Here is a 22,897-nt window from a genome sequence, read left to right as displayed (position 1 = left end):
CTAAATACTACCTATCAAAGTCAAGCTCAATTACCTGACTTCCCTGAAAGCGTCTAAAACATATAGCGCACTCTAACTTTTTCAAGACTACTCCCATCCCTCATTTTGAGGCAAAAGATTCGGATTCAATGTAATCGCGGTTTGCGGAACCGGCCTTAAGTATTGCCTATCCGACCAATTACGGGCAACTCCCCATGCCCAAATCAGATGCCCTTTATCTCCTTCTGACAATTTAATATTTGTTCCGAGGATGACATATTTCACCCCACTTACCGTAGGAGAAGGCTTGGCATCAACAATACAAACATCAGGCTTGCCATCGCCATTCAAATCATAATTAACGTCTTTTGCCGGGATGTATATCCCCTTCCAGGGCATATTCGCCGATGTAAGCAAATCTCCTTTTTTCCATCTCATTAAATCCTGATAACGCAAGCCTTCAAAGCACAGTTCAATTCCTCTCTCCCTTCTGATCTCCAACAAGTATTTATCTGAAATACCGGGGAAAAACATACTTTGCAAATAGCTATCGGCCTCTTTGGGTTCTGCACTTGCCACTCCTGCACGATCTCTCAAAAGCTTTATCGTTTGGTTCCATTCTCCTGAACCAAATTCACCAAGCTCTGCTTTGGCTTCTGCATAATTCAACAACACCTCGGCGTACCTGATAACAGGAATGCTGTTTGTACACTGTCCCTGGCCATCGTGCCACGAATCATCAAGACTCCACTTTTTAATATGATACCCCGTTAGTGTTACGGCAAAATCGGGAGGAGCAACCGTACCATCTGCCCTGTAATATCCTTCGGTACGAATGGATTGACTAAGGCGGTAATCACGGTTTTTCATTTCATCGTAGAATTCTATTTCACTATAATTTGCCTTGTCGGTAAACCTGCTGCCATCGCGCATAAGATAGGTATCCACAAACTGCTTGATCAGCGACCACCGGCTACCATTTGTAGGCGAGTTGAAGTTCCATGTAAGATCGTGCCATACCCTTGAATCGGTATTCATCACTCTGGCAAGGATCACTTCCCTGGCAATCTTCGGCATTCCGGCCAAATCTTCTGCAACAAATAAGTCACGGTAATCACTTTCGGGGTTCCCGGTATTGTACAAGCCATACTGGTCCGAATCAATCAATTCTTTCGCAGCACTGGCAGCTTCCCGCAACCAGGTATTTGCATCCGATAATCCAAGCCCGGCATGATACTTTCTGTAAGTACCTTCATACAAACATATTCTCGATTTCATCGCCAACGCAGTAAACCTGTTAACCAAACTACTGTAAGTATCTTTGGTTTCCTTCATATGCGTGGCAGCGAAAGTAATGTCTTCCAATACTTTCCCCATTACAAACTCACGACTATCCCGTGCCTTATTTAATTCAGGATCATCGGGATCCAATGCATTCTCGTACCAAGGAACTGCACCAAAAGTCTGAACCTTGTCGAGGTAAAAAACAGCCCGCCAATACCTAGCCAGGCCAATATAATGGTTCAGCACATCCTCAGAAACAGGAGCTTCAGACACATTTTCCAGAAAATAGTTAATGTTTCGTAAGGCACTCCAGTTACCAACTCCCCATCCCGACTGATCTATCGAACTCCAGTCGCCGGTAAGAAAGGTGGAAGGGCTATTAATTGCGGCATAATCCGAAGTTCCGTCTCCCCTGGCAATATCATTGGCCGAAGGCAGGTTGTCTTCGTAAAATGAATAAGAGTATATTTTCAGATCATTTTCAGAACTAAAAAATGTAGAAGCATTTAACTGATGTATTGGCTCCTTTTCCAACATATCCTCACAAGCAGTAAAAACAGTGCTTATGGCAACCAATATATATAATACTTTTTTCATAAGTCTTTTATTTAGAATGTGATATTAACTCCAACAGTGACACTCTTCAGCATTGGATAGCTATAACCATTTTCAGTATTTGTATTATTTGCCTGATCCGGGTCACCGGACTCAATTACTTCCGGGTCAAAATTGGTGGTATGTTTTGTCAAACCTGTCCAGGTCCATAGATTTTCACCTGTCACATAAAATTTCACAGCTGTAAGTTTCATTTTAGAGACTAAATCGGCCGGCAAAGTATAATCAAAAGTGACAGCCTTTAAGCGCACGTATGCCGCGTCCTGCAAATATCTGGTATTCTTAACCCCCATTGGCTTACTGGTTGAATTCGACATATAGGCTCTCAACCTTGGCCAATAGGCATTGGGATCTTCATTTACACCTTCAATCCACATATTTCCAACCTGGTCAGTTGGATAATACCCGTACTGACGATTGTATTGTCCCCAGAAATATCCGGATTCAATGTCAGGATACCAGTCTTTTTTACCAACTCCCTGGAAGAATGCGCTCACTCCAAACCCACGATAATTGGCTCCCATATTAAACCCAAACTGGTAACGTGCCTGATCATTCCCAATAATACTTAAATCACCATGATCATTCAAAGTATTGGCTCCCCTGTAAATAATATCATCATCATCCAGGTTTTTGAATTTCAAATCGCCGGGAAGAAGCATTTTACCTTTTGACACCGGAATTTTTGACTGATCGGCATGGGCTGCAATCTCTTCTTGACTTGTAAACAAACCCTCAACAGTATATCCCCAAATATCGCCCAGCTTCTGACCTTCATAATAAGAACTGAGCAGCATGTTTTCATTCCCCAGGTATTTAGTAATCCAGCTCTGACTATCCCAAAGCATAAACTTCACGTTGTACGAAAAATCACTTCCGGCCAAAGCAAACCGGTCTTTCCAACCTACCGTCAATTCCCATCCCAGTGTTTTCAGGTCGGCGTAGTTTCCTTTCGGAGCACTTGCCCCCAACACCTGCGGGAGGTCAGGACCGGTAACATACATATCCGTAGTATTCCTTCGATACCAATCGAAACCTACGTTTAATTTTCCCTTAAAGAGATCGGCATCAAGACCAATGTCGTAAGTTGTTGCTTTTTCCCATGTCAGGTTGTCCGGGATAAGTGTTGGCAATTCAGTAAAAGTCTGGAAGCCCCCATTTAACAACAACGATGTTTTTCCCACATCCATTAATTCGAGATAAGAATACGGGTTTACGTTACCGTTTCCTAATGTACCGGCCGAAGCTCTTAATTTCAGGTTGTCAAGCCAGTTTTTGGTCCCTTCCATAAAACCTTCGTCAGAAATACGCCAGCCAAAAGAAGCCGACGGGAAAATACCCCACTGCTCATTGGAAGGAAATTTGGAAGAACCGTCATAACGGCTGCTAACCTCAAACAAATATTTTCCTTTATAAGCATAATTGGCCCTGAAGAATAAACCGATGAAAGCCCAGTCAACACTTCTTTCTTCCATCACATAATTTATCCCGTCCATTAAAATAAAATTGGGTTTATCGGGATACAAATATCCATCACGCCTGTTATACAGGTTTCTTCTTTTCGAGGACTCGACGTTTCCTCCCACCAAAATATTCAGCGAATGATTTTCGCCCAGATTCGGGGTATAATTACCTGTCAGGTTCGAAGCAAAATAATTTGTTTCCTGGTTCCACATCCTTCTCAGCGACTGTCCCTTTTCTGCAAAAAGCTCAGGGCCTTCACTGTACGGTGCATACCGGTTAACCCGGGTACGTTGATAATCTTTATAGCTATAGGTGAAATCTCCTTTGAACGTTAACACATCTTTCACCGGCACATAAGTAGCACCCACTGTATTTCGCACATTCAATGTATTATCATCCTGAAAAGAAGTTTTATTATGAAAATCACCAACCCCGTTATAAATAGACGAGTATGTATAGGTTCCATCCGGATTAAACATTAACGCCATAGGATATCCCTGGTGTTCAAGATTTCGCTGCACCAACTCATCGGCATAAGACATCAGCGGGTAATGATACTCGTTATAGTCCATCGAGAAGTTATTGTCTATGGTCAATTTCGGGCTTACCTTGATCTGTCCTTTCGCCCTAAAATTGTACCTTTTCATATCGTCGGAGTTATATCGATAAATACCATCCTGCGCAAAATATCTTCCCGACACGTAATAACTTGCCACATCGCTTCCACCATTAATACTCAGTTTATGATCGGTCCCCCGGGTCCAGTCTTTGTAAAGGAGTTGATTCCAGTCAGTATTTCCAAAATACTCATATTGCCCGTCACTGTTTACTCTTACACGGGGAAGCTCCGGATTATCATTCCTTCTTTTCAATTCTTCGTACCACGAACGGGTAAAAGGAAAAACGTTATTAATGGAAGTTGGATCAGCAGCAGAGTAATCGTTATAGCCGTAATATGCATTTAAAAACGAAGTCGTCCATTCATATCCGTTTGTTACAAACGAAGGTTCCACCGTTCTCGTCAGGAAAGATGCACTCCCATCGTAATTTACTTTTAGTACTCCCTTGTTTGCTTTTTTGGTGGTTATAAGAACAACCCCAAACGTACCCCGTGCTCCATAAACAGCGGCAGAGGATGCATCTTTTAACACCGATACACTTTCAACATCCTGAGGGTTTAATGTACTTGGGTCTCCCTCAACGCCATCAATCAGAATCAAGGCGCTTCCACCAGCTCCGATCGAAGTCTCCCCCCGAATGTTGTAACTCGTTTCCCTGTTAGGTTTTCCGTCTCTCATTGTGATATTAAGGTTCGGAATCTGTCCCTGCAAACTGCGGGTTATACTCGGTGTTGAACGATTTTCCAAAGCTTCTGAAGTAATCTGATCAACGGCACCAATCAAATCCCTTTTCTTGGCTGTACCATACCCAATTACAACAACTTCGTCAATATCAGACAATGCATTCTCAAGTGTCACATTAAGCAAGGAACGACCAGCTACATCAATCGTAACTGTTTTATATCCGATATACGAAAAAGATAACTTTGAATTTTTATCAGGAACCTGGATACTATATTTTCCCTCCAAATCGGTAACCGCACCAATGCTGGTTCCTACAATCTGAATAGATGCCCCCACAAGTGGTTCTCCCTTATCATCCGCAACAACACCTGACACTGTTAGGTTTTGCTGAGCTACAGCCGTCGACGGATAAGAATATCCATTCTCTTCAGCACGGAGCGTAAAACTCCCTACCAGCAAGATGAAGATAGCTGAACCAACTATTATATTATTTATTTTACTCACTAATTTCATGATGTTAAAAAATAGAATTTATTGATACTACTTATCTACGAAGACTGTACAGTCTGCTGAATTCTCAATATCGGCAGTAGATGCCCCCGGGTAATCTTTCATGTTGAATAAGAAAACGGTTCCACTTCTTGGGGTAAGCCATTCAGATGCTGTAACCTTTCCTCCGAGTTTAATAAAAGTACCTACATCCTGAGCTCCAACCGGGAACAAGTAAGTATTCGTGCCCTCGCCAAATAAAGTCTGCTGCTCACCGGTGTCCGAGTTTGTCCGGCTATAAACATCATTGTCGGGCATTTGATAAGCCTGATATGTAACAGACGTCCCGAAGAAAATCGCATCAGTTGGAACTGTATTTTCATCCACGTTTATTCCTTTGAAAACAGCTATTCCATCCGGAGCACTTTTCTTAACCGAAGATTGTGATTTTCCGCTTCCATTACCTAAAAGTCCACTTCCGTTCTTCGCAGCTCCGTTACCATTTCCGCCGGCCTGTGCAGCATAATCAACTCCCCAAAAAACACCCGGATCTAACTGAGGACTAACCGTTAACTGATAATAGCTACAGATAGCACGCGCACTACCTCCGACATAGAAATATTGCCCTTTACTCACCGAACCTGTTGTCAGGTTAATCTGATACACTTTTTTGCTTGCTTCATCGTACAAGCCATCAGCCCATCCGTATTCAGTTGGCGATGTAGTATTGGTAAATACCACACTGTAATTGTTCTCCGCAAAATTGATGTCTTTCAAAGCCATAAGCTGCACATATTCATACTGCCCGGGATGAACAAGGCCATCTCCGGAAACCGCACCTGTTATGGGGCTATCCGATCCTCTCGGGTCATGAACAAAACCTGTAATAACAATGTCAGAATTGTGATAGATCTTCTGAATAAGGAAGGTTTCCGAATTGTTTTCGCCTGCTCCGACAGTTGAAACAATCTGAGCAAAAACCGACGTATTATTATCGTCGTAAACATATACATTATAGGTTCCGGCAACCGTTTTGGCAAACGCTACTTTACCCTCTGCATTGGAAAGCCCCTCTTTTAAAGAAACCGGATCACCTCCGTCCATCGTTAACAATTCCACTTTACGCCCAACAATCGGTTTATCTTTATTATCAACCAATATTACCGTGAAAGTGTAATTGTCGACAAAAACATCGAGTTCCCATTCGATATTATTCGAGGTGTTATCACTGGTTACAACAATTTCTGTTGCCCCCAGCTCTTCTCCATTTTCTCTAAACGCTTTCAGAATATAATCTCTTGGCTCCAGGCTCTGAAGACTTGCTTTGCCAAGAACCGACGTAAATGTCGAATCAACTACAAAACCAGGCTTTTTATCAGAATAATAAACCTTTACCCACACATTCGACAACGGAATTCCTTCCGCATTTGTCAAAGACAAGCTGCAATTATTAATCTCCGGAATTGCCGGATCATCAAAATTATCGCAGGCATAATACAGCAGTGCTGTAACTAATAGAATTAACACAAATGCTCTCTTCATAAAAGTTCAGATTTAATTTTTATTAGTCAATAGAATACCTGGATGCTGTTTCCCGAACAACATCCCTACTTAGTCGACATTAATCTCTAATACTTATTCGCCTGGGAAGTCTATATTTTTTTATCTACCGGTATACAATCCAATAATCGCTTACTTAAGCAACCCAAACACTTCGGTCGGAAAGTCTGACTCCACAATATCCGGGTTAGCTTTTAACGATTCCATATACGCCTGCTTGCGCTCTTCGGCTGTTTTCAGTTTATCATGAGTTGGAGAATACGAAACCATGCAACGAATTCCTTTTGCACGCAACTTTTCTACAATTTCTTTATTTGATTCATCAATTGTACGCCCCACATAAGCAATCATATTACTTGCAGGAACACCCGAAGCCATCATGTCTTCAAACTCTTTTTCATTTCGGGAAAAAGCAGAAAACATAATCGTGGGGAAACGATCGTAGTAAAACCTTGCCTGCTCGCCGTTATGCACCGTTAGCATCACATGAGTTTCGGCACGGTGTTTTTCGATCAACTCCGCAATCATTTCCAAAGGCACATCTTTTTTATCCAGGTTAACAACCGTTTTTCCCTTACTCCACACAATCACCTCCTCCAGGGTCGGGATGCGGCAATCAGTAACATTGCCTTCACTATCTTTTAAACGAACATCCTGCAATTCCTCCCAGGTGTAGTCTGCCAGCCGGCCTGTTGCATTTGTCGTGCGGTCCAGCGTAACGTCATGCATCAAAACAATAACGCTGTCTTTTGTCAGTCGGGGATCAATTTCAAAAAATGCAGGCATGTGCTCCAATACATTCTGAAAGCCCTCAATACTGTTTTCAGGGAAATGTTTTTCACGTCCTCCGCGATGCCCGCTCACAATAATTGAACTGCCTTCTTTGTAGCGGAAAAACTCCTGGATCTCTTTTGCCGATTTGAACTCAAGATAATTGTGCTTAACCGGACGCTCTGTAGCTGAACATCCCGCCAGCAACAAAATGCTCACAACAAACATCTTTGAAAGAAAAGCTTTACTGTCTACTATTTTCATTTCTGATTACTTTTTGGTTTCAAGTTGCAATATTAGTTTCGATTCATTACACTTCCATTAAAACTGGAATAAAAAAAGCTTAAATAAGATAACATTTTGCGAGCTGGTTAAATACAGCAACCTGTTCGCGGGCCCATTCATTGTTTTTACCCAATTCTTTCGCCAGAATTGAAGCAACACGGGGAGCCATCTCGATGGCAGCACGCGCATCCAGAAATAATGCTCTCACGCGCCGCGCCAACACATCTTCCACCGTTTGTGCCATCTCTTCCCTCACTGCCCACAACACATGCGAAACCCGGAAACTGTATTCAGGGTGCAATAATTCTTTATTGGCAGCATCATTCTGCTCCAGCTGGCGCAGCTTTTCCCGGTCGCTTCCGTAAACGTAATCCCAGCCACTCTCCGGCCCCTGAACCGCATAACCGTGCAGCTTCATATTGGCCGTAACACACTTGCGCCGCGAAAGCCCACCGATGCCAATCGCGCGATCAACCACTTCTTCGGCCATTTCGCGATAAGTGGTCCATTTCCCTCCGGTGATGGTTAAAAGACCTGAATCAGCCTGGTAAATCTTATGACTACGAGAGATTTCTTTCGTTTTCTGACCGTCTCCGTTTGTAGGAGCTGCCAACGGACGAAGACCTGCAAAAACAGAGAGTACATCTGAGCGCGTTGGCTGTTTGGCCAGGTACTGCCCTGCCTGATCCAGAATAAAATCAACTTCCTCCTCCAGGGCACAAGGTTCCAGCGATGCCTCGTTCAAAGGAGTATCCGTCGTTCCCAACACCACTTTGTCATGCCACGGAACGCCAAACAATACCCGTCCGTCTCTTGTTTTCGGGATCATCAGCGCTGAATCGCCTCCCAGAAACTTTCGGTCAACAACCAGGTGAACTCCCTGACTCGGACGTACTTTCTTATTCGCCTGACGGCTGTCCATACCCATCACATCGTCAATAAAAACACCCGTAGCATTGACTACCACCCGGCTGTTGACCGTAAATTCATGGCCATCCAGCAAATCCACTGCACGAACGCCGCAAACCCGGCCACTGCTGTCTTTCTCCAACCCGTTAACACGAACATAATTCAGACAAGCACCCCCATGATCGAAGGCTGTCTGGGCCAAAGTGATGGCCATCCGCGAATCGTCAAACTGACCGTCATGATAAACCACGCCGCCCATCAATCCGTCCTGTTTTAACCCCGGAATTTCTTTTTTTATGCGTGAACTTGAAAGCGGCAGGGAACGTCCCAACCCCAACTTACCGGCCAATAAATCGTAGCAGGTCAGGCCAACTGTATAAAACGAGCGCTCCCACCATTTGTAGTTTCCAATAATAAAACGCATATCACGAACCAGGTGAGGCGCATTGCGGCGCATACGACCGCGCTCCCGGAGGGCTTCAATCACCATACGAACATCGCCCTGTGCAAGGTAACGCACTCCGCCGTGAACAAGTTTGGTACTTCGGCTTGATGTGCCCTTTGAAAAATCATCCTGCTCAAGCAACACAACGCGATAACCGCGCGCGGCGGCATCAACTGCTATCCCTAAACCGGTGGCGCCCCCACCGATCACCAAAATATCACTTTTATACTTTCCTGAACCAATCTTTTCGGCCAAGCCTTCTCTTTTCATGCTCACTGTATTTTTTTTCAAATAAAATATCCCAAAAAACGAAACGAAAGATACTTTAATTTTTCCTTTTCTTTCTTTTGTGATTCAAAAACGAAACAAACATACACAAAAGGAATAATAAAGAATACATTTTATTCCATTTTTTTCTTCATTTTCTATTTTAATTTAATTTTCGATACAAATCGAAACACCCGATTTAATCAAAACAAATAACAACCCCTTATTTAAAGATAAAAGAAGGAACCAGAATATTGGGTTATTGACAAAACATCGTCTCCCCCAAAAAACATATAGAGAAAACAACTTTGACGAAACAACAGAATGCAGTGCTTCAGTTTTGACTTTTCCTGATGAAATCCGTAATTTACGTCGCATAAACACGAACTTATCCTTTTTTCACCATGACCGTTAAATCAATCAATGCAGCTTTTATTGAACAGGAACTTCAATGGTTTCAAGACCTTATAATGCTTCGCGGAAAAATAACGTTTGAAAGATCGGCAAGCGAAACAGCCATCACAAACCTTCCCCTGCCATCAGCCGATAAATACCCGTGTCCCTATACCGACCTGATAAAAAAGCACAGCATGAGAATGGAAGAAAGGCTGATTCTTATTTTGGCATTAATTCCACACATAAAACCATCGTTGCTCGACTTGCTGTATATGAAAAATGAGTTATACGACATTCCTTTTACCGAGTTTGGCGGGGTACGAAACGAAAACTTTAAAGGATACCTTCCGACGGGTGAAACAGCGCTTTTCCTGTTGGCCGGACACGATTTGGGAAAGCGGTTTGATCTGCTTCATTTACTGGATAAAGAACATTACCTGAGAAAGCACGACATTATTAACCTCGAAAAAAAATCGAGCAACGCTCCGATGGCTTCCGGTCTTTTGTCTGTTACGCCCGAATACCTATTCTATTGTACCACCGGAGAAAAGTACAAGCCGGATTTTAATGCCGATTTTCCGGCTAAAAGGATTACCACCAGCCAGGAATGGAGCGATCTTGTTTTGCCCGGAAATTTGTTGCAGGGCCTTGAAGAAATAAAAGATTACATCGAACACGGCAAAGACCTGAAAAACAATTTCAGTTTTGGCAAAAAGATCAAACCGGGATTCAAAGTTTTGTTCACCGGTCCTCCGGGAACAGGAAAAACACTGACAGCCAGCCTGCTTGGGAAACAATTCAACATGGATGTTTACAAAGTAGACTTATCAATGGTAGTCTCGAAATATGTCGGAGAAACGGAGAAAAACCTTTCCCGCATTTTTGACCTGGCAGAGTCGAAAGACTGGATCCTGTTTTTTGACGAAGCCGATGCTCTGTTTGGAAAACGGAGCAATACTTCCGATTCGCACGACAGGTACGCCAACCAGGAAGTTTCATTTTTACTTCAGCGCATGGAAGATTATGACGGCTTGGTCATTCTATGTTCCAATTTCAAAAAGAACATTGACGAAGCATTTTTCAGGCGCTTCCAGCTAATATTGGATTTTGAAATTCCGGATGTTTATCTCCGGCATCAGCTTTGGGAAAAATCAACCACCTCTGATTTTACCTACGACGAAGATATCAATATCGATCTTTTGGCTGAACAGCATGAACTAAGCGCAGCCTCTATCATCAATGTATTGCATTATTGTATTCTGAAATGCATGCGAAGAAAAGACAAACTCATTCGCTGGCAAGACATACAGGCAGGTCTTAAAATGGAGAAAATGAAAGAAGGCAAAAGCATTGTTTAGCACTCTCAGACATCAGGAGTCTGAATTGCCCATGTAATACTCCACTACAATATCTTGTTTATCATCGTTTTTCTCCCCTGGCAAAGAGGAGCTTTCATCTTCCAGTGCTTTTAAGCGGGCTTCCAACGCCAGCAGCTTTTTCTGAAATTCATGTTTATCGTCCTGTCCTTTATCGATATTGATCTTAAGAACCGCCACTTCATCCTGAATCTCTTTAAACTGCACGTTTAGCTTATTTAGCATAATTTCCAGCTCTTTCCACTTGAAAGAATAGTTGATCACTGCTTTCAGCCGAAGCCAAAACACCGTCGCGACAACTATTGTTACAAGCACTGAAATTATCAATACCAATAACACATCTGTAGTAAAAAAAGCAAGCGTCGTCATTGTAATCAGGTATTGAACATTTATCAAATATATAATCAGCATTTCTCTTAAAAAGCAGTATGTAAGTTAACCCATAAAATGATCAAAAGCAAAACAGATACATAATGCTAATTAAAAAAGATAATTATATCCTCATATAGGTTTTAATATATATTTTCTGTAACTTACTTCAACTTATTGAAAAGTAGAACCGAGTCACACTCGACTACACTTAATTGACAATCAAGACAATAGACCATTAAATCAATCCATTTCTTGATTCTCACAACATTTGGGCATTAATCCTTGTGGAACATGATAGATGTTACGCTAACGTATATTAGAGACCTGTTGAATGAACATTTGAGGAATGAATTCTCCATCTCGGAAAACAAAGTGGTTCTTTCAAACATTGTTAAACCGGATGGTTCCGAGGCTCAAAATGTAAGCGGGAAAATCGTTTTTTTTCTCGTGGGGCTGGAAGAAGAATCTACCCTTAAAAACAGCATTAACCGCAACCAACATTCCGGCGGAGGAGCCTACGCATACCGAAGCTCCTCTTTACCTGTTAACCTGAGATTACTTTTCTGCTCCAACTTCGACAGCAATATTTACATCGAAGGACTAAGCTATTTGTCTGCCCTTGTCAGATTTTTTCATGCCAACAAACGCATTCCTCTCGATATTCCCAACTCCAACAGTCCTAAATACATCAGTTTTGAGCTGTGCAGCCTGGGATACGACGAACTTAGCCACCTGTGGTCGGCAATTGGCAGCAAACTTATGCCATCGGTTTTATACAAAGCCGGAGTTGTGATGCACGATGATATTTCGATTCAGAAAATTACGCCGGCAGTCAGCAAGCCCGAAACAGCTAATTGAACAGGTCATGAAACAAAGCTTTACACACATACTCACCGTTCAATTTGACCACAGTTACTTTCATGACAATAAGTTTAAACCCATTCAAATAAGCTACGAAGCGCCAACCAGCCAATTACTCAAGAACTACGAAATCATCATCAAACCATTTCCGGGAGGATTTCACCTGCTGACAACCGATCCGGACCTGCTGCAATCAGACAATGAATCTGCATCACTCAAATTCAGATTTACTTGCAGCGACGCGTATTTTATTAATTACTCAGACCTCCCCCGGTTCGACCTGAGAAACCATCTTTTCTATTTTAACAACCTCGCTCCCCACCTCGAAACTCCCGACACATTGTTTTTACATGCTGAAAAATATGTATCAATAAACGATATAGTTGTGATTACCTCCCAAACCATTCAAACAAAGGAAAAGGAAGGAGAAGTTAGTTTTCAGGACGTCAGGGGAACACCGTTGGCTCCCTGGAGATCCAACCAATCTCCGCCAGGAACAGCCTACCAGTTTACTGATTTACCGGAAGGAGTTATTCGAATGCGACTCAAATCAAATGAAGAACATAAGGTTTATTACACCGGCGAAGCGATGTGGAAAAAGCCGTTGGGGATACTCGAAATCTTTCCGGACGAGCTACACAAACAGTTTGCAAAAAACGGGAAAATCAATTATGTCATCCAATTTAACAACCGCTCTACGGTTTGGAAATACTTCATAGTAAATCCGGTTTACCAGAAGTTTCAGAACCTTGCCATCATCAATAAAAAGAAAGAACAGGTTTTTAACGACCCGCAAAAACAAACGTTACACGAAAACACCGAAGCCTGGGTGTTTGAATCGAAAGAGAAACTTCCTATTGCCGAACTTCAGGACGACTCATTCCAACTTATAGAAGCCGAAGAACCAACACTGAAAAAAGGACGAATCGTGATTAAAAGGCTACGCAACGCAAGCCCCGATTTCATCTACAACGACGAAAAGCAATTGACTGAAATTCAATATTCTCACATTTATATATAAACCATTAAAGTAGTAAGATTATGGCACAAAAATTAATGACTCCGGGAGTTTACATTGAAGAAATCAATGCGTTTCCGGGTTCTGTCGTTGAAGTAGCGACAGCCATTCCTGCATTTATTGGGTATACACAGAAAGCCTCCAGAAATGGAAAGTCTATCTCAAAAATGCCCACCAGGATTACTTCATTATCAGAATACAGGCAGTGGTTCGGCGGTCCCGCAGAAACGCTATTCGAGCTTGCTGATGTAAATGAAGGAGAACAAGCAATGCACGAGATCACAATTGGCGACAATACCAAAGAGATCAAACAAACCAAAGGTGAAGGTTTGTACATGTACCGCGCCATGCAGCTGTTTTTCGACAACGGCGGCGGAGCCTGCTATGTGGTTTCGGTAGGTACCTACAAAACCATGCAGGATGTAAAGAAAGAAGAACTGGTAGCAGGAATCGACACTTTGCTAAAAGAACAGGAACCAACCATGGTGCTTGTTCCCGATGCAATAAAACTAGGCGACGAAAGCTACGACGTATACAAAAAGGCCTTGGCTCACTGCGCGAAAATGCAAAGCCGCGTAGCCATTGTTGATCTTTGGGACGGATACAGCACCCGCGTTAATACCGACAACGTTGATATCATCGACAAATTCAGGGAAAAAATTGGTACCGAAAACTTAAGCTATGCGGCCGCTTATTATCCCTGGATGAATACCAGTATCGTTCAAAAAGGAGAGATCGATTTCCAGATATTGGATCCGAAAGTTGAACTGGGCACCGTTTTAACTGAAAAAGCAGCGAAGCCTCTTATCAACGATTTTCCCAAAGATGAAGATGGCTTCAAAAATGCACTCATCAAGGAGAGGCCCGATGAATTGGCAGCAGCATTAACTGCTGACAATCCAACGGATTTAGCTACAGTTGTGGAAGAAGGAAAACTAAAGGAAGGTATTACTGCTGAAACCTTAAACGGCTTGGGAGCATTGCCCGAAACAGAAGCTTTGCTTGAAAAGTTCGTTGAGAACAAAAAGCGAAATTTCCACCTTGGGTTGATTGCAACCAGTCCGACTTATTCCGACTTGCTGGACGAAATCAGGGCAGTCATGAACATTTTGCCGCCGTCTTCGGCACTGGCCGGTATTTACACGGCCGTTGACAACAGCCGCGGAGTTTGGAAATCGCCCGCCAACATAAGTTTAAACAGCGTGGTAAAACCAACGGTTAACATTACGCACGACGAGCAGGAGAACCTGAATGTAGATGCTATTTCCGGAAAATCGATCAATGCAATACGCACATTTCCGGGGATTGGAACGCTGGTTTGGGGAGCACGCACACTCGACGGGAACAGCCTCGACTGGAAATACATCAACGTCCGCAGAACAATGATCATGCTAGAACAGTCGATCAAACTTGCGCTTCGTTCATATGTGTTCGAACCCAACGACGCCAACACCTGGATCACCGTAAAAAGTATGATTGTCAACTTTTTAACCGAAAAGTGGAAACAAGGAGCATTGGCCGGAGCCTCTCCCGATGATGCTTTTGAAGTACAGGTGGGTCTGGGTTCAACCATGACTGCACTGGACATTCTTGAAGGGAAAATGCTGATCACAGTAAAACTGGCCATTGTACGACCCGCCGAATTTATTGTGGTGACATTCGAACAGCAAATGCAAAAATCATAATCAGAAATAATCATAAAAATAGAAGATCATGGCAGGAGAAGCACAAGACAAGAACTGGCCCTTACCAAAGTTTTATTTTATGGTAGACTGGGGAAGCACCACCAACATTCCCTTTCAGGAAGTAAGCGGATTGGACGTGGAGGCTCAACCTCTTACCTACCGACATGGCAACAGCCCCGTATTTTCGGAAATAAACATGCCCGGAATGGTTAAGAACAGCAACATAACCATGAAAAAAGGAGTGTTTGCCAAAGACAACAGTTTCTTCGACTGGTACAACAAGATAAAGATGAATACCATCGAACGAATGAACGTTGTTATCAAACTACTCGATGAAAGTGGTAATCCGACGATGACATGGACACTTACCAACGCCTGGCCAACGAAGATCAGTTCCACTGATTTGAAATCGGAAGCCAACGAGGTAGCCATTGAAAGCATCGAGATTATGCACGAAGGACTCACGATTTCAAACGGATAATTCTATGGGTAGCGACAGCTTTTTTCAGACCGATTATGCCCCGCCAACAGCGTTCTACTTTTCAGTAAAATTCGATGGATTTTCGGAAATGGATGCCAGTTTTCAGGAAGTTTCCGGTTTGAAAGTAACCTTAGATACCATTCCAAAGAAGGAAGGTGGTGACAATAATTTTGTTCACCACCTTCCTGTTCAGCCAAAGTACGAGAACCTGGTGTTAAAAAGATGCCTGGTGGCAAATTCCGGTTTGGATGACTGGTGCAGAAAAGCCATCGAGGATTTCAAATTCTCGCCCAAGGACATAACATTATCTCTTTTGGGAAACGACGGAACACCGCTGGCCTCGTGGAGAATAATGAGGGCCTACCCCATTTCTTGGGAACTTGGAACCTTAAACAGTACCAGCAATCAACTCGCTATCGAGTCGATTACACTGAAATACAGACAGTTTAAAAAATACGCCTGATGACATTAATTGTAAAAGAACTGGTTATCCGGGGGGTTGTTACCGACAACCATTCGCAACTGCTTGATTCGTCGATTGAAAAAGATCTGATTAACCGACAATTGGAGAAGTTTCGGAAAGAACTGGAAAGAGAGTGCACAACCAAAGTATTGGAAAAGCTTGAACGTAAATTGATTCGCTGACCATGGGTGAAATGACCAAACTGAAAATACTCGCTTATACCGATCCGGATTTTAGCAGCCAGGTTGGTGAGTTCGATGCGCCGGTTAACCCGGAATCCTTTCAGACCAAAAACGAGCAAGAGTTTTGCACCCGCGATACAACCGATGGCTCGAGTGCAAAAACAGCACGTTTCAAAGGAACCGGTAACAGCTATTTTGAACTTGTTTTATTCTTTGACGGAACGGGAGTCATCAACGAAGACGATGTAAGCCAGAAAATTGATGAAGTTAAAAAGCTGGTTTATACTTACAACGGCACCATCCACGAGCCAAATTACATTAAAATTTTGTGGGGCACCCAATCACTTTTCCAGGGAAGGCTTCAAAACTGGAACGTGAATTATACCATGCTGGATACCGACGGAACGCCGCTTCGTGCAGAAGTTACCATCGTTCTCCTGGCTTCGGTCAGTGCCAAGAAAAAGGCACTCGAAGAACAAAAAAATTCGTCTGACCTCACCCACGTCAGAACAGTTATGGCCGGCGACAGCCTTCCGCTGATGTGTTACCGAATCTATGGCGACAGCAGTTATTACATCAAGGTAGCGCGTTACAATAACCTGACTGACTTTCGCTCGGTTAAACCAGGCCAAACAATTGTTTTTCCACCGGTAAACTAAATATTATGCCACAATTACAGCCAGTAGATGGCCCAATGACTTTTGAAATCCTGGTGAACGGGAGTCCGCTGAAAGATACAATCGAGATCGGGGAATTTTCGATTATGCAGGAAGTAAACCGGATCAGTTTTGCATCGGTGGAGTTGATTGACGGCGCAGCCATTGGCGTTTCCGAAGATGGCTTCAGCAACAGTGAAGGAGAAGATTTTATTCCGGGAAATGAAATAGAAATCAAGGTCGGTTACAGCAGCAACAATACCACTGTTTTTAAAGGCATTATTATTTCTCAAAGTTTGTCGGTTAAAAACAGCTGCTCGCAACTACGAATTGATTGCAAGGACAAAGCGGTTAAAATGACCCGCGTTAGATCGAATGCCATTTTTACCCAAAAGAAAGATTCGGATGCAATTACCAGTATTATTGGCAACTATGGCTTATCCAGCACGGTAGATGCCACCGATCTTGAACATCCGTTGTTGATCCAGTACAATGCCACCGACTGGGATTTTGTGGTTACCCGCGCCGAAGCCAATAACCTGATGGTGCTGGCCAACCAAAACGAGGTGAAGGTGAAGAAAATTGATTTTAGCGTGTCGCCGGTGGTCACACTAAATGCCTCGGAAGTAATTATTGACATCGATCTGAAACTCGACAGCGAGTACATTGCCGGCAATTACGACATTGATACATGGGACAATTCTCAACAACAAACAGTCAACTCGAGTAGTCCGGTTTCTGCCGGTACCTCGCAAGGGAACCTCACTACCCAAAAACTATCCGAAGCTTGTCACACCAAAAACAACGCACACTTTTCATCGGCGTTTATTACCAAAACCGAAAGCGATGCATGGGGCCTGGCCATGGGAAGCAAGGCGGCCCTCAGTAAAATCAGGGGAAACATCAGCGTACAGGGAAGCAGCCAAATCATTCCCGGAGATATTATTGAGCTGAGTGAATTCAGTAGCCGGTTTAACGGAAATGCCTTTGTTTCGGGAGTTACACACACCATTTCGGAAGGTAGCTGGACAACCAAACTTCAGATCGGTGCATCGCCCGAATGGCATGCTTCGCTTCCCGACGTACAGGAATTACCGGCTTCGGGGCTTTTGCCGGCGGTTAACGGAACACAAATTGGTACCGTAAAACAGATTCACGAAGATACGGAAGGAAACTACCGCGTATTGGTCAACCTGCCTGTTTTTTCGGGTACCGACATGGATAACGGCTTATGGGCACGGCTTGCATTCCCGTATGCAAGCAACCAGGCCGGGTTCTTTTTTTTCCCTGAAATAGGCGACGAGGTGCTCGTCAACTTTATCAACAACGATCCGCGCTTCCCGGTAATATCGGGTTCTGTCTACAGCCAAAAGAATACGCCTGTTTACGACCCCGATCAGGAAAATCAATTCAAGTCGATCTATTCGAAAAAGAAGATATTGATTGAATTTGACGATGTAGACACCATACTTACGCTAAAGACCCCTGCCGGCAATACCATTCAAATGAGTGAAAAAGACAAGTTGATCAGTTTGGTCGACCAAAACGGGAATTCGCTAAAAATGAATGACTCGGGAATCACAATAAACAGTTCCAAAGACATCAGTATTACAGCAGGCGGAAATTTAAATCTGTCTGGCTCCTCAGGAGTTTCCATCAAATCGGACGCTGATGTAAAAGCGGATGGCATGAATGTTCAGCTGACAGCCCAGGTAGGGTTTACCGGAAAAGGAAGTGGAACAGCCGAGGTTTCGGCCTCTGGACAAACCACCATAAAAGGTGCAATGGTAATGATCAATTAAAAAATTAGAATTATGGGAATGGCAGCCAGATTAACAGATATGCACACCTGCCCGATGCAAACACCGGGTGTGCCGCCGATACCTCATGTTGGCGGGCCGGTAATAGGCCCAGGAATGCCCACAGTACTGATTGGCGGAATGCCGGCCGCGGTTATGGGAGACAGCTGTGTTTGCGTAGGACCTCCTGACTCCATCGTTAAGGGATCGGGAACTGTGATGATCGGCGGAAAACCAGCAGCAAGAATGGGCGATACTACCGCTCACGGAGGAAGCATTGTTTTGGGATGCCCAACGGTAATGATAGGAGGATAAAACATGGCAAAACACAATTCATTTTTAGGCAGAGGATGGGCTTTTCCCCCTTCGTTCAACTACGAAATGGGAACCACTGTTACCGCTGAAGACGAAGACGACATCCGGCAGAGTATTCTTATAATACTGGGTACAATTCCGGGGGAAAGGATCATGTTCCCGGCTTTTGGCTGCCCGGTCCGTAAATTTGTGTTCGAAAGCAACGACCCCACGCGAAAAACCATGTTACGTGATGCGGTTTACGATGCCCTGCTCTTTAACGAACCTCGCATTAAAATTGAAAACATTGAAATAAAAGACGACACTTTTGAAAACGGAATCCTCAACATACACATCCTTTATACAGTGATCATCACCAACACGCGCAGCAACATTGTCTATCCTTTTTATTTCAAGGAAGGAACCATGCTCTAAAAAACGAATGGCAGTACTATGAACAAAGGCTCATCACAAGATAAAAGAATTCAGCAGGCACTAAGCAACTCCTACCTCTCAATCGATGGGAGATCAGTTCTTGAAAAACTGATCCAAACCCTGGAGTTTGCCGGGCACCTTCCGTTTGTTGATACCGACAATAAAATTGTGGGCAACTGGAAGACCTTTCTGATGCGGGATCCTCTTTTTGTGATTGCCTCCATTGTAAAAATTGATCTTGATGAGTTTAAAAACCTGGCTAAAGAAAATGAGCTCATCAACGACCAAAGCGCCCAAAACAAAAGGCTTACCGAAGCCAACCGTTTAATGCGTGACCTGGTTATTCGCTGGCTGCGAGGCCTGAAAAATTCGGGATACAGCGGGGCCTTGCTTTCCGAGCTGGAAAACATTTACTCATCTGTTATTCATTTTGAGGAGGAGTCGCCGGACAGGCACGCCGAAACGATCAGCGAACACTTTGAAAACCTTTACGGGCATCTTCTGTTTTTGCAGGAAAAAGCAGCTGTTTATTTCAAAGCTGAGCTGGAACACGCCGGGCATCAGCCGCACATTGCGCTTTTACTCGCCTTTTTCAGGTTAACTGAATTTGCCCAGGCAGATATGAATGCCTTGCCTCAGGAGCATCTTGACTTTTATTACAAAAAGATTTTACAACAGTCTCCAAGAAATCAAACGCACAGCAATGCAATTCTGGGGCTAAAACTTCAACAGGGCATTGAATTCAAAGATATTCCGGAAAACGAAGTGTTTCACCTTACTTTTCCAAACGGCCCCTCCTACCCGTTCAAGACCGGTTCAGCAAGCCGGTTCACCCAAACAGAGATTACCGAAATTAAAACACTGTTTAAAAGCGACTATCATCCTTTTGGAGAATCGGACCAAAACAATAACTTCTCCATCAATCTGTTGTACCAGAACGACATTCGATCGAACGGAAAAAACACCGTCGAAAATGACAAGGTTCTGCCAGCCACTTTTGGCGAAGAAAAAACAATGTTAAACGAAGCTGTTGTTCCCAGCAAAATCGGGATACTGTTTTCCTCTCCCGCCCTGATTCTTGAGAAAGGAAACCAAACAGCCATTCTAAGCCTGAAATTTACCTCCGAATCGTGGCAAGAGTCAAGATCACTCTTCGACGGGTTAATTTACGATGAAATAATTGAGACACAAGACAAAGCAGAATCGGTTAAATTCAGAGACAAAATTGTCTCCCAGTTCTTTGCCGAAGCTTTTCAACTTCTTGTTACCTCGCACGAAGGATGGGTAGAGCCCGAGCATGTAAAAGTACAAATCAACCGGGAGAAGCATTCGCTGATCATCACCATTCCATTTACGGATCAGGAGCAAACACTGATCCCCTTTACCCCTGAAATTCATGACGGCGACTACGACACAACCTGGCCTTGCATCAAAGTAATGCTCAACAACAATGCGCGCTACCACCCTTACCGGATTTTAAGCCAGATGGTAATGGAAGAAGTTATGCTGGAAACGGAAGTAGCCGAAGTGAGCGATCTCATGTTATCCACGTCTTTGGGAAATCTCGATAGCTCCATTCCTTTTGCCCCCTTTGGAACAGCTCCGGTTTTGGGGAGCTATCTGAAAATACAAAATCCCCTGGTTTTGCAACAAAACCTGAGCGAGTTGGATATAAAAATCAATTGGCTGGGGCTCCCGCGCATGAAAGGAGGTTTCTCTTCTTACTACCGTGGTTACCCGCTGGATGTTTCCAACGATGGATTCCGCTTTAAAATAAAACAAAGCAGCCAAAGCAACGATCGGTCAGGTATAAAAATGCAGGAAGAAAAGCTATTCAATACGAAGGATAACTATCTCGAACCGTCCACCGAAATAAACGTTGCCCTTGGTAACCTGAACTTCGACCAGCAAATCAATCCTTTGGGAAATAAAAAGTTGCCATCGTTATTGCTTGAGCTTTCGGGGCCCGAGTTTGCGTTCGGGCACCAGCAATTCCCCGAAATATATGCCAATGCAGCTCTTAACCGAAGCCGCTTCAAACGAAATACCGATCCGCTGCCGAGCCAGCCTTTTACGCCCATGGTTGAAAAACTAACGTTGCGGTACAAAAACGTGGCAAGGGAAATTATGCACCGCAAACTGGACAATAAATCAGCCGACATCAAAATAGTACATATCCATCCCTTTGGAAAAGTCCAGGTTTTTCCGGGGCCGGTAAAATCACAATCCTATTTTTTGCCTCAAATAACCGGCAAGGGAAGTTTATTGCTCGGACTGGAAAAAGTCACTCCCAACGAAATACTCAACCTGGGCTTCGATCTTCAACCGGCCGTATACAGCCACACGGTAATCAAACCACCCCGGGTAGAATGGCACTACCTGAGTAACAACGAGTGGATATCCATGCACAATGATATTTTGGAAGACGGCACACAAGGTCTGCTAAAATCGGGGATCATCAGACTAAAATTACCGGGGATCATCCAAACCGACAACCCCAGAATGCCCAAAGGAAAATTCTGGCTGAAAGCATCGTATAAAAAATCGCCCGATAATAATTCCAGAATTCGGCATGTATTCTCGCAGGCACTTCAGGTTGTATCATCCGAAAACCTGGAGCCTGACAATACACAAAGCGGAAAGCAACAAAAGCATCAAAAAGCCAGTTTCAGTTCCAAACCCGGGATAGCAGAAATCAAAGGTCCCTTTGCATTGGAAGCCACCAATAAACAAGACAGCGAAGCCTTGTTTTATGGGAGAACAGGAGAAATGTTGCGGCATAAGAATAGAGCCGTAAGCAACTGGGACATTGAGCAGCTGGTATTGGACCGTTTTCCTCAGGTTGAAAAAGTAAGGGCTTACGGGCGCAACACCCATCCCAAGGAACTGGTAAAAGGCAGCAACCTCCAAATTGTACTGATTCCCAAAACCGATTCGGAAACCACCGGTAGTCAGCAAAGCCACAAAATTGATTACAGCACGCTCGTTAATGTGAAACAGTACATCTCGCAATTTTTGTCGCCCTGGGTAAAAGTGGAAGTTGCCAACCCGATTTACGAGCTATTGAAAATAAGATGCACAGTCAAGTTCAAAGATCCGTTCAAAGCAGGCTACCTGAAAACGGCTCTTAACCGAGAATTGGTCAATTACTTGTCACCGGGTGTCAAAAACGAATCAACCGACAAAGGATTCGACGAATCTTTCTCAAAAACAGAATTAATAAACTTTATCGAAAGCCGCCCATACGTGGAATTTGTAACCGGTTTTTCGGTTTTGCAGCTGGTGGAAGTGCTGGGCCGTTATAAAATTATCGACACAGCCATAATTGAAAGAATAAACGACCTGCGCACCATTTCGCCCTATGCCATACTAACCTCAGCACCCGAGCATCAAATTACGGTGATCGGCGACGAAGATGCCCACAAACCTCAAAAATCAGGGATTGGCGACCTGGCGGTTGAGGCAGATTTTGTAATAAGCGACGGCAAAGGAAATTATACATAACGC

18 protein-coding genes are annotated in these 22,897 nt (G+C 43.6%); 12 read left to right on the top strand and 6 right to left on the bottom strand.

The annotated features are described in order from the left end of the window. Nucleotides 1-87: 87 nt before the first annotated feature. From D1614_RS00810 to D1614_RS00790, 5 genes are all read right to left on the bottom strand, one after another. A complete protein-coding gene (locus D1614_RS00810) occupies nucleotides 88-1,860 on the bottom strand; it encodes a RagB/SusD family nutrient uptake outer membrane protein (protein WP_119435979.1) in 1,773 nt (590 codons plus the stop codon). An 11-nt stretch (nucleotides 1,861-1,871) separates the two neighbouring features. Continuing rightward, the gene (locus D1614_RS00805; protein ID WP_119435978.1) at nucleotides 1,872-5,159 is read right to left on the bottom strand and encodes a SusC/RagA family TonB-linked outer membrane protein; all 3,288 of its coding nucleotides are present in this window, start codon (nucleotides 5,157-5,159) and stop codon (nucleotides 1,872-1,874) included. Between the two features lie 27 nt (nucleotides 5,160-5,186). After that, on the bottom strand, nucleotides 5,187-6,677 hold the full coding sequence (locus D1614_RS00800) for a hypothetical protein (protein ID WP_119435977.1): 1,491 nt from the start codon (nucleotides 6,675-6,677) through the stop codon (nucleotides 5,187-5,189). Nucleotides 6,678-6,827: 150 nt separating this feature from the next. After that, a complete protein-coding gene (locus D1614_RS00795) occupies nucleotides 6,828-7,730 on the bottom strand; it encodes a glycerophosphodiester phosphodiesterase family protein (RefSeq protein ID WP_119435976.1) in 903 nt (300 codons plus the stop codon). A 79-nt stretch (nucleotides 7,731-7,809) separates the two neighbouring features. Continuing rightward, a complete protein-coding gene (locus D1614_RS00790; protein WP_119435975.1) occupies nucleotides 7,810-9,375 on the bottom strand; it encodes a glycerol-3-phosphate dehydrogenase/oxidase in 1,566 nt (521 codons plus the stop codon). A 401-nt stretch (nucleotides 9,376-9,776) separates the two neighbouring features. Here D1614_RS00790 and D1614_RS00785 point away from each other — a divergent pair, with 401 nt between their 5' ends. Then, a complete protein-coding gene (locus tag D1614_RS00785; RefSeq protein ID WP_119435974.1) occupies nucleotides 9,777-11,126 on the top strand; it encodes an ATP-binding protein in 1,350 nt (449 codons plus the stop codon). 12 nt (nucleotides 11,127-11,138) lie between these two features. Here D1614_RS00785 and D1614_RS00780 read toward each other — a convergent pair whose 3' ends face one another. Next, nucleotides 11,139-11,555 (bottom strand): hypothetical protein, encoded by a 417-nt coding sequence (locus D1614_RS00780; protein ID WP_119435973.1) that lies wholly within the window; start codon nucleotides 11,553-11,555, stop codon nucleotides 11,139-11,141. A 252-nt stretch (nucleotides 11,556-11,807) separates the two neighbouring features. Between D1614_RS00780 and D1614_RS00775 the strand changes: the two genes are divergently transcribed. Genes D1614_RS00775 through D1614_RS00725 form a run of 11 tightly spaced genes read left to right on the top strand, consistent with a single transcriptional unit; the run spans nucleotide 11,808 to nucleotide 22,894 of the window. Further along, nucleotides 11,808-12,374 (top strand): Pvc16 family protein, encoded by a 567-nt coding sequence (locus D1614_RS00775; protein WP_119435972.1) that lies wholly within the window; start codon nucleotides 11,808-11,810, stop codon nucleotides 12,372-12,374. A gap of 7 nt (nucleotides 12,375-12,381) precedes the next feature. Next, complete coding sequence (locus tag D1614_RS00770; RefSeq protein ID WP_119435971.1) at nucleotides 12,382-13,398, top strand: hypothetical protein; 1,017 nt, start codon at nucleotides 12,382-12,384, stop codon at nucleotides 13,396-13,398. 20 nt (nucleotides 13,399-13,418) lie between these two features. Further along, a complete protein-coding gene (locus D1614_RS00765; protein ID WP_119435970.1) occupies nucleotides 13,419-15,080 on the top strand; it encodes a phage tail sheath family protein in 1,662 nt (553 codons plus the stop codon). Between the two features lie 28 nt (nucleotides 15,081-15,108). After that, on the top strand, nucleotides 15,109-15,561 hold the full coding sequence (locus D1614_RS00760) for a phage tail protein (protein ID WP_119435969.1): 453 nt from the start codon (nucleotides 15,109-15,111) through the stop codon (nucleotides 15,559-15,561). 4 nt (nucleotides 15,562-15,565) lie between these two features. Continuing rightward, entirely contained in the window at nucleotides 15,566-16,024 is a 459-nt protein-coding gene (locus D1614_RS00755) for a phage tail protein (RefSeq protein ID WP_119435968.1), read from the top strand. After that, nucleotides 16,024-16,206, top strand: a complete 183-nt coding sequence (locus tag D1614_RS00750; protein ID WP_119435967.1) for a DUF5908 family protein — start codon at nucleotides 16,024-16,026, stop codon at nucleotides 16,204-16,206. The genes D1614_RS00755 and D1614_RS00750 overlap by 1 nt, the downstream gene beginning before the upstream one ends. Before the next feature lie 11 nt (nucleotides 16,207-16,217). Continuing rightward, nucleotides 16,218-16,865, top strand: coding sequence for a CIS tube protein (locus D1614_RS00745; RefSeq protein ID WP_147383954.1), 648 nt, complete (start codon nucleotides 16,218-16,220; stop codon nucleotides 16,863-16,865). Between the two features lie 5 nt (nucleotides 16,866-16,870). Continuing rightward, a complete protein-coding gene (vgrG, locus tag D1614_RS00740) occupies nucleotides 16,871-18,664 on the top strand; it encodes a type VI secretion system tip protein VgrG (protein ID WP_119435965.1) in 1,794 nt (597 codons plus the stop codon). Nucleotides 18,665-18,682: 18 nt separating this feature from the next. After that, nucleotides 18,683-18,976: a PAAR domain-containing protein gene (locus tag D1614_RS00735; protein ID WP_233377902.1), complete on the top strand. Its 294-nt coding sequence runs from the start codon at nucleotides 18,683-18,685 to the stop codon at nucleotides 18,974-18,976. A 3-nt stretch (nucleotides 18,977-18,979) separates the two neighbouring features. Beyond that, a complete protein-coding gene (locus D1614_RS00730) occupies nucleotides 18,980-19,390 on the top strand; it encodes a GPW/gp25 family protein (protein ID WP_119435963.1) in 411 nt (136 codons plus the stop codon). Nucleotides 19,391-19,408: 18 nt separating this feature from the next. Next, nucleotides 19,409-22,894: a baseplate J/gp47 family protein gene (locus D1614_RS00725; protein WP_119435962.1), complete on the top strand. Its 3,486-nt coding sequence runs from the start codon at nucleotides 19,409-19,411 to the stop codon at nucleotides 22,892-22,894. Nucleotides 22,895-22,897 lie beyond the last annotated feature (3 nt).

Source organism: Maribellus luteus, assembly GCF_003576475.1.
Classification (GTDB): domain Bacteria; phylum Bacteroidota; class Bacteroidia; order Bacteroidales; family Prolixibacteraceae; genus Draconibacterium; species Draconibacterium luteum.
The sequence above is the reverse complement of the archived record's forward strand: the minus strand, read 5'-3'. Positions and strand labels throughout refer to the sequence as shown.

Coding starts and splice junctions, on each gene's coding strand:
- D1614_RS00735 (WP_233377902.1), top strand. CDS start 18,683: ATGGCAGCCAGATTAACAGATATGCACACCTGCCCGATGCAAACACCG.
- D1614_RS00805 (WP_119435978.1), bottom strand. CDS start 5,159: ATGAAATTAGTGAGTAAAATAAATAATATAATAGTTGGTTCAGCTATC.
- D1614_RS00790 (WP_119435975.1), bottom strand. CDS start 9,375: ATGAAAAGAGAAGGCTTGGCCGAAAAGATTGGTTCAGGAAAGTATAAA.
- D1614_RS00730 (WP_119435963.1), top strand. CDS start 18,980: ATGGCAAAACACAATTCATTTTTAGGCAGAGGATGGGCTTTTCCCCCT.
- D1614_RS00800 (WP_119435977.1), bottom strand. CDS start 6,677: ATGAAGAGAGCATTTGTGTTAATTCTATTAGTTACAGCACTGCTGTAT.
- D1614_RS00810 (WP_119435979.1), bottom strand. CDS start 1,860: ATGAAAAAAGTATTATATATATTGGTTGCCATAAGCACTGTTTTTACT.
- D1614_RS00785 (WP_119435974.1), top strand. CDS start 9,777: ATGACCGTTAAATCAATCAATGCAGCTTTTATTGAACAGGAACTTCAA.
- D1614_RS00750 (WP_119435967.1), top strand. CDS start 16,024: ATGACATTAATTGTAAAAGAACTGGTTATCCGGGGGGTTGTTACCGAC.
- D1614_RS00760 (WP_119435969.1), top strand. CDS start 15,109: ATGGCAGGAGAAGCACAAGACAAGAACTGGCCCTTACCAAAGTTTTAT.
- D1614_RS00775 (WP_119435972.1), top strand. CDS start 11,808: ATGATAGATGTTACGCTAACGTATATTAGAGACCTGTTGAATGAACAT.
- D1614_RS00765 (WP_119435970.1), top strand. CDS start 13,419: ATGGCACAAAAATTAATGACTCCGGGAGTTTACATTGAAGAAATCAAT.
- D1614_RS00795 (WP_119435976.1), bottom strand. CDS start 7,730: ATGAAAATAGTAGACAGTAAAGCTTTTCTTTCAAAGATGTTTGTTGTG.
- vgrG (WP_119435965.1), top strand. CDS start 16,871: ATGCCACAATTACAGCCAGTAGATGGCCCAATGACTTTTGAAATCCTG.
- D1614_RS00745 (WP_147383954.1), top strand. CDS start 16,218: ATGACCAAACTGAAAATACTCGCTTATACCGATCCGGATTTTAGCAGC.
- D1614_RS00725 (WP_119435962.1), top strand. CDS start 19,409: ATGAACAAAGGCTCATCACAAGATAAAAGAATTCAGCAGGCACTAAGC.
- D1614_RS00755 (WP_119435968.1), top strand. CDS start 15,566: ATGGGTAGCGACAGCTTTTTTCAGACCGATTATGCCCCGCCAACAGCG.
- D1614_RS00770 (WP_119435971.1), top strand. CDS start 12,382: ATGAAACAAAGCTTTACACACATACTCACCGTTCAATTTGACCACAGT.
- D1614_RS00780 (WP_119435973.1), bottom strand. CDS start 11,555: ATGCTGATTATATATTTGATAAATGTTCAATACCTGATTACAATGACG.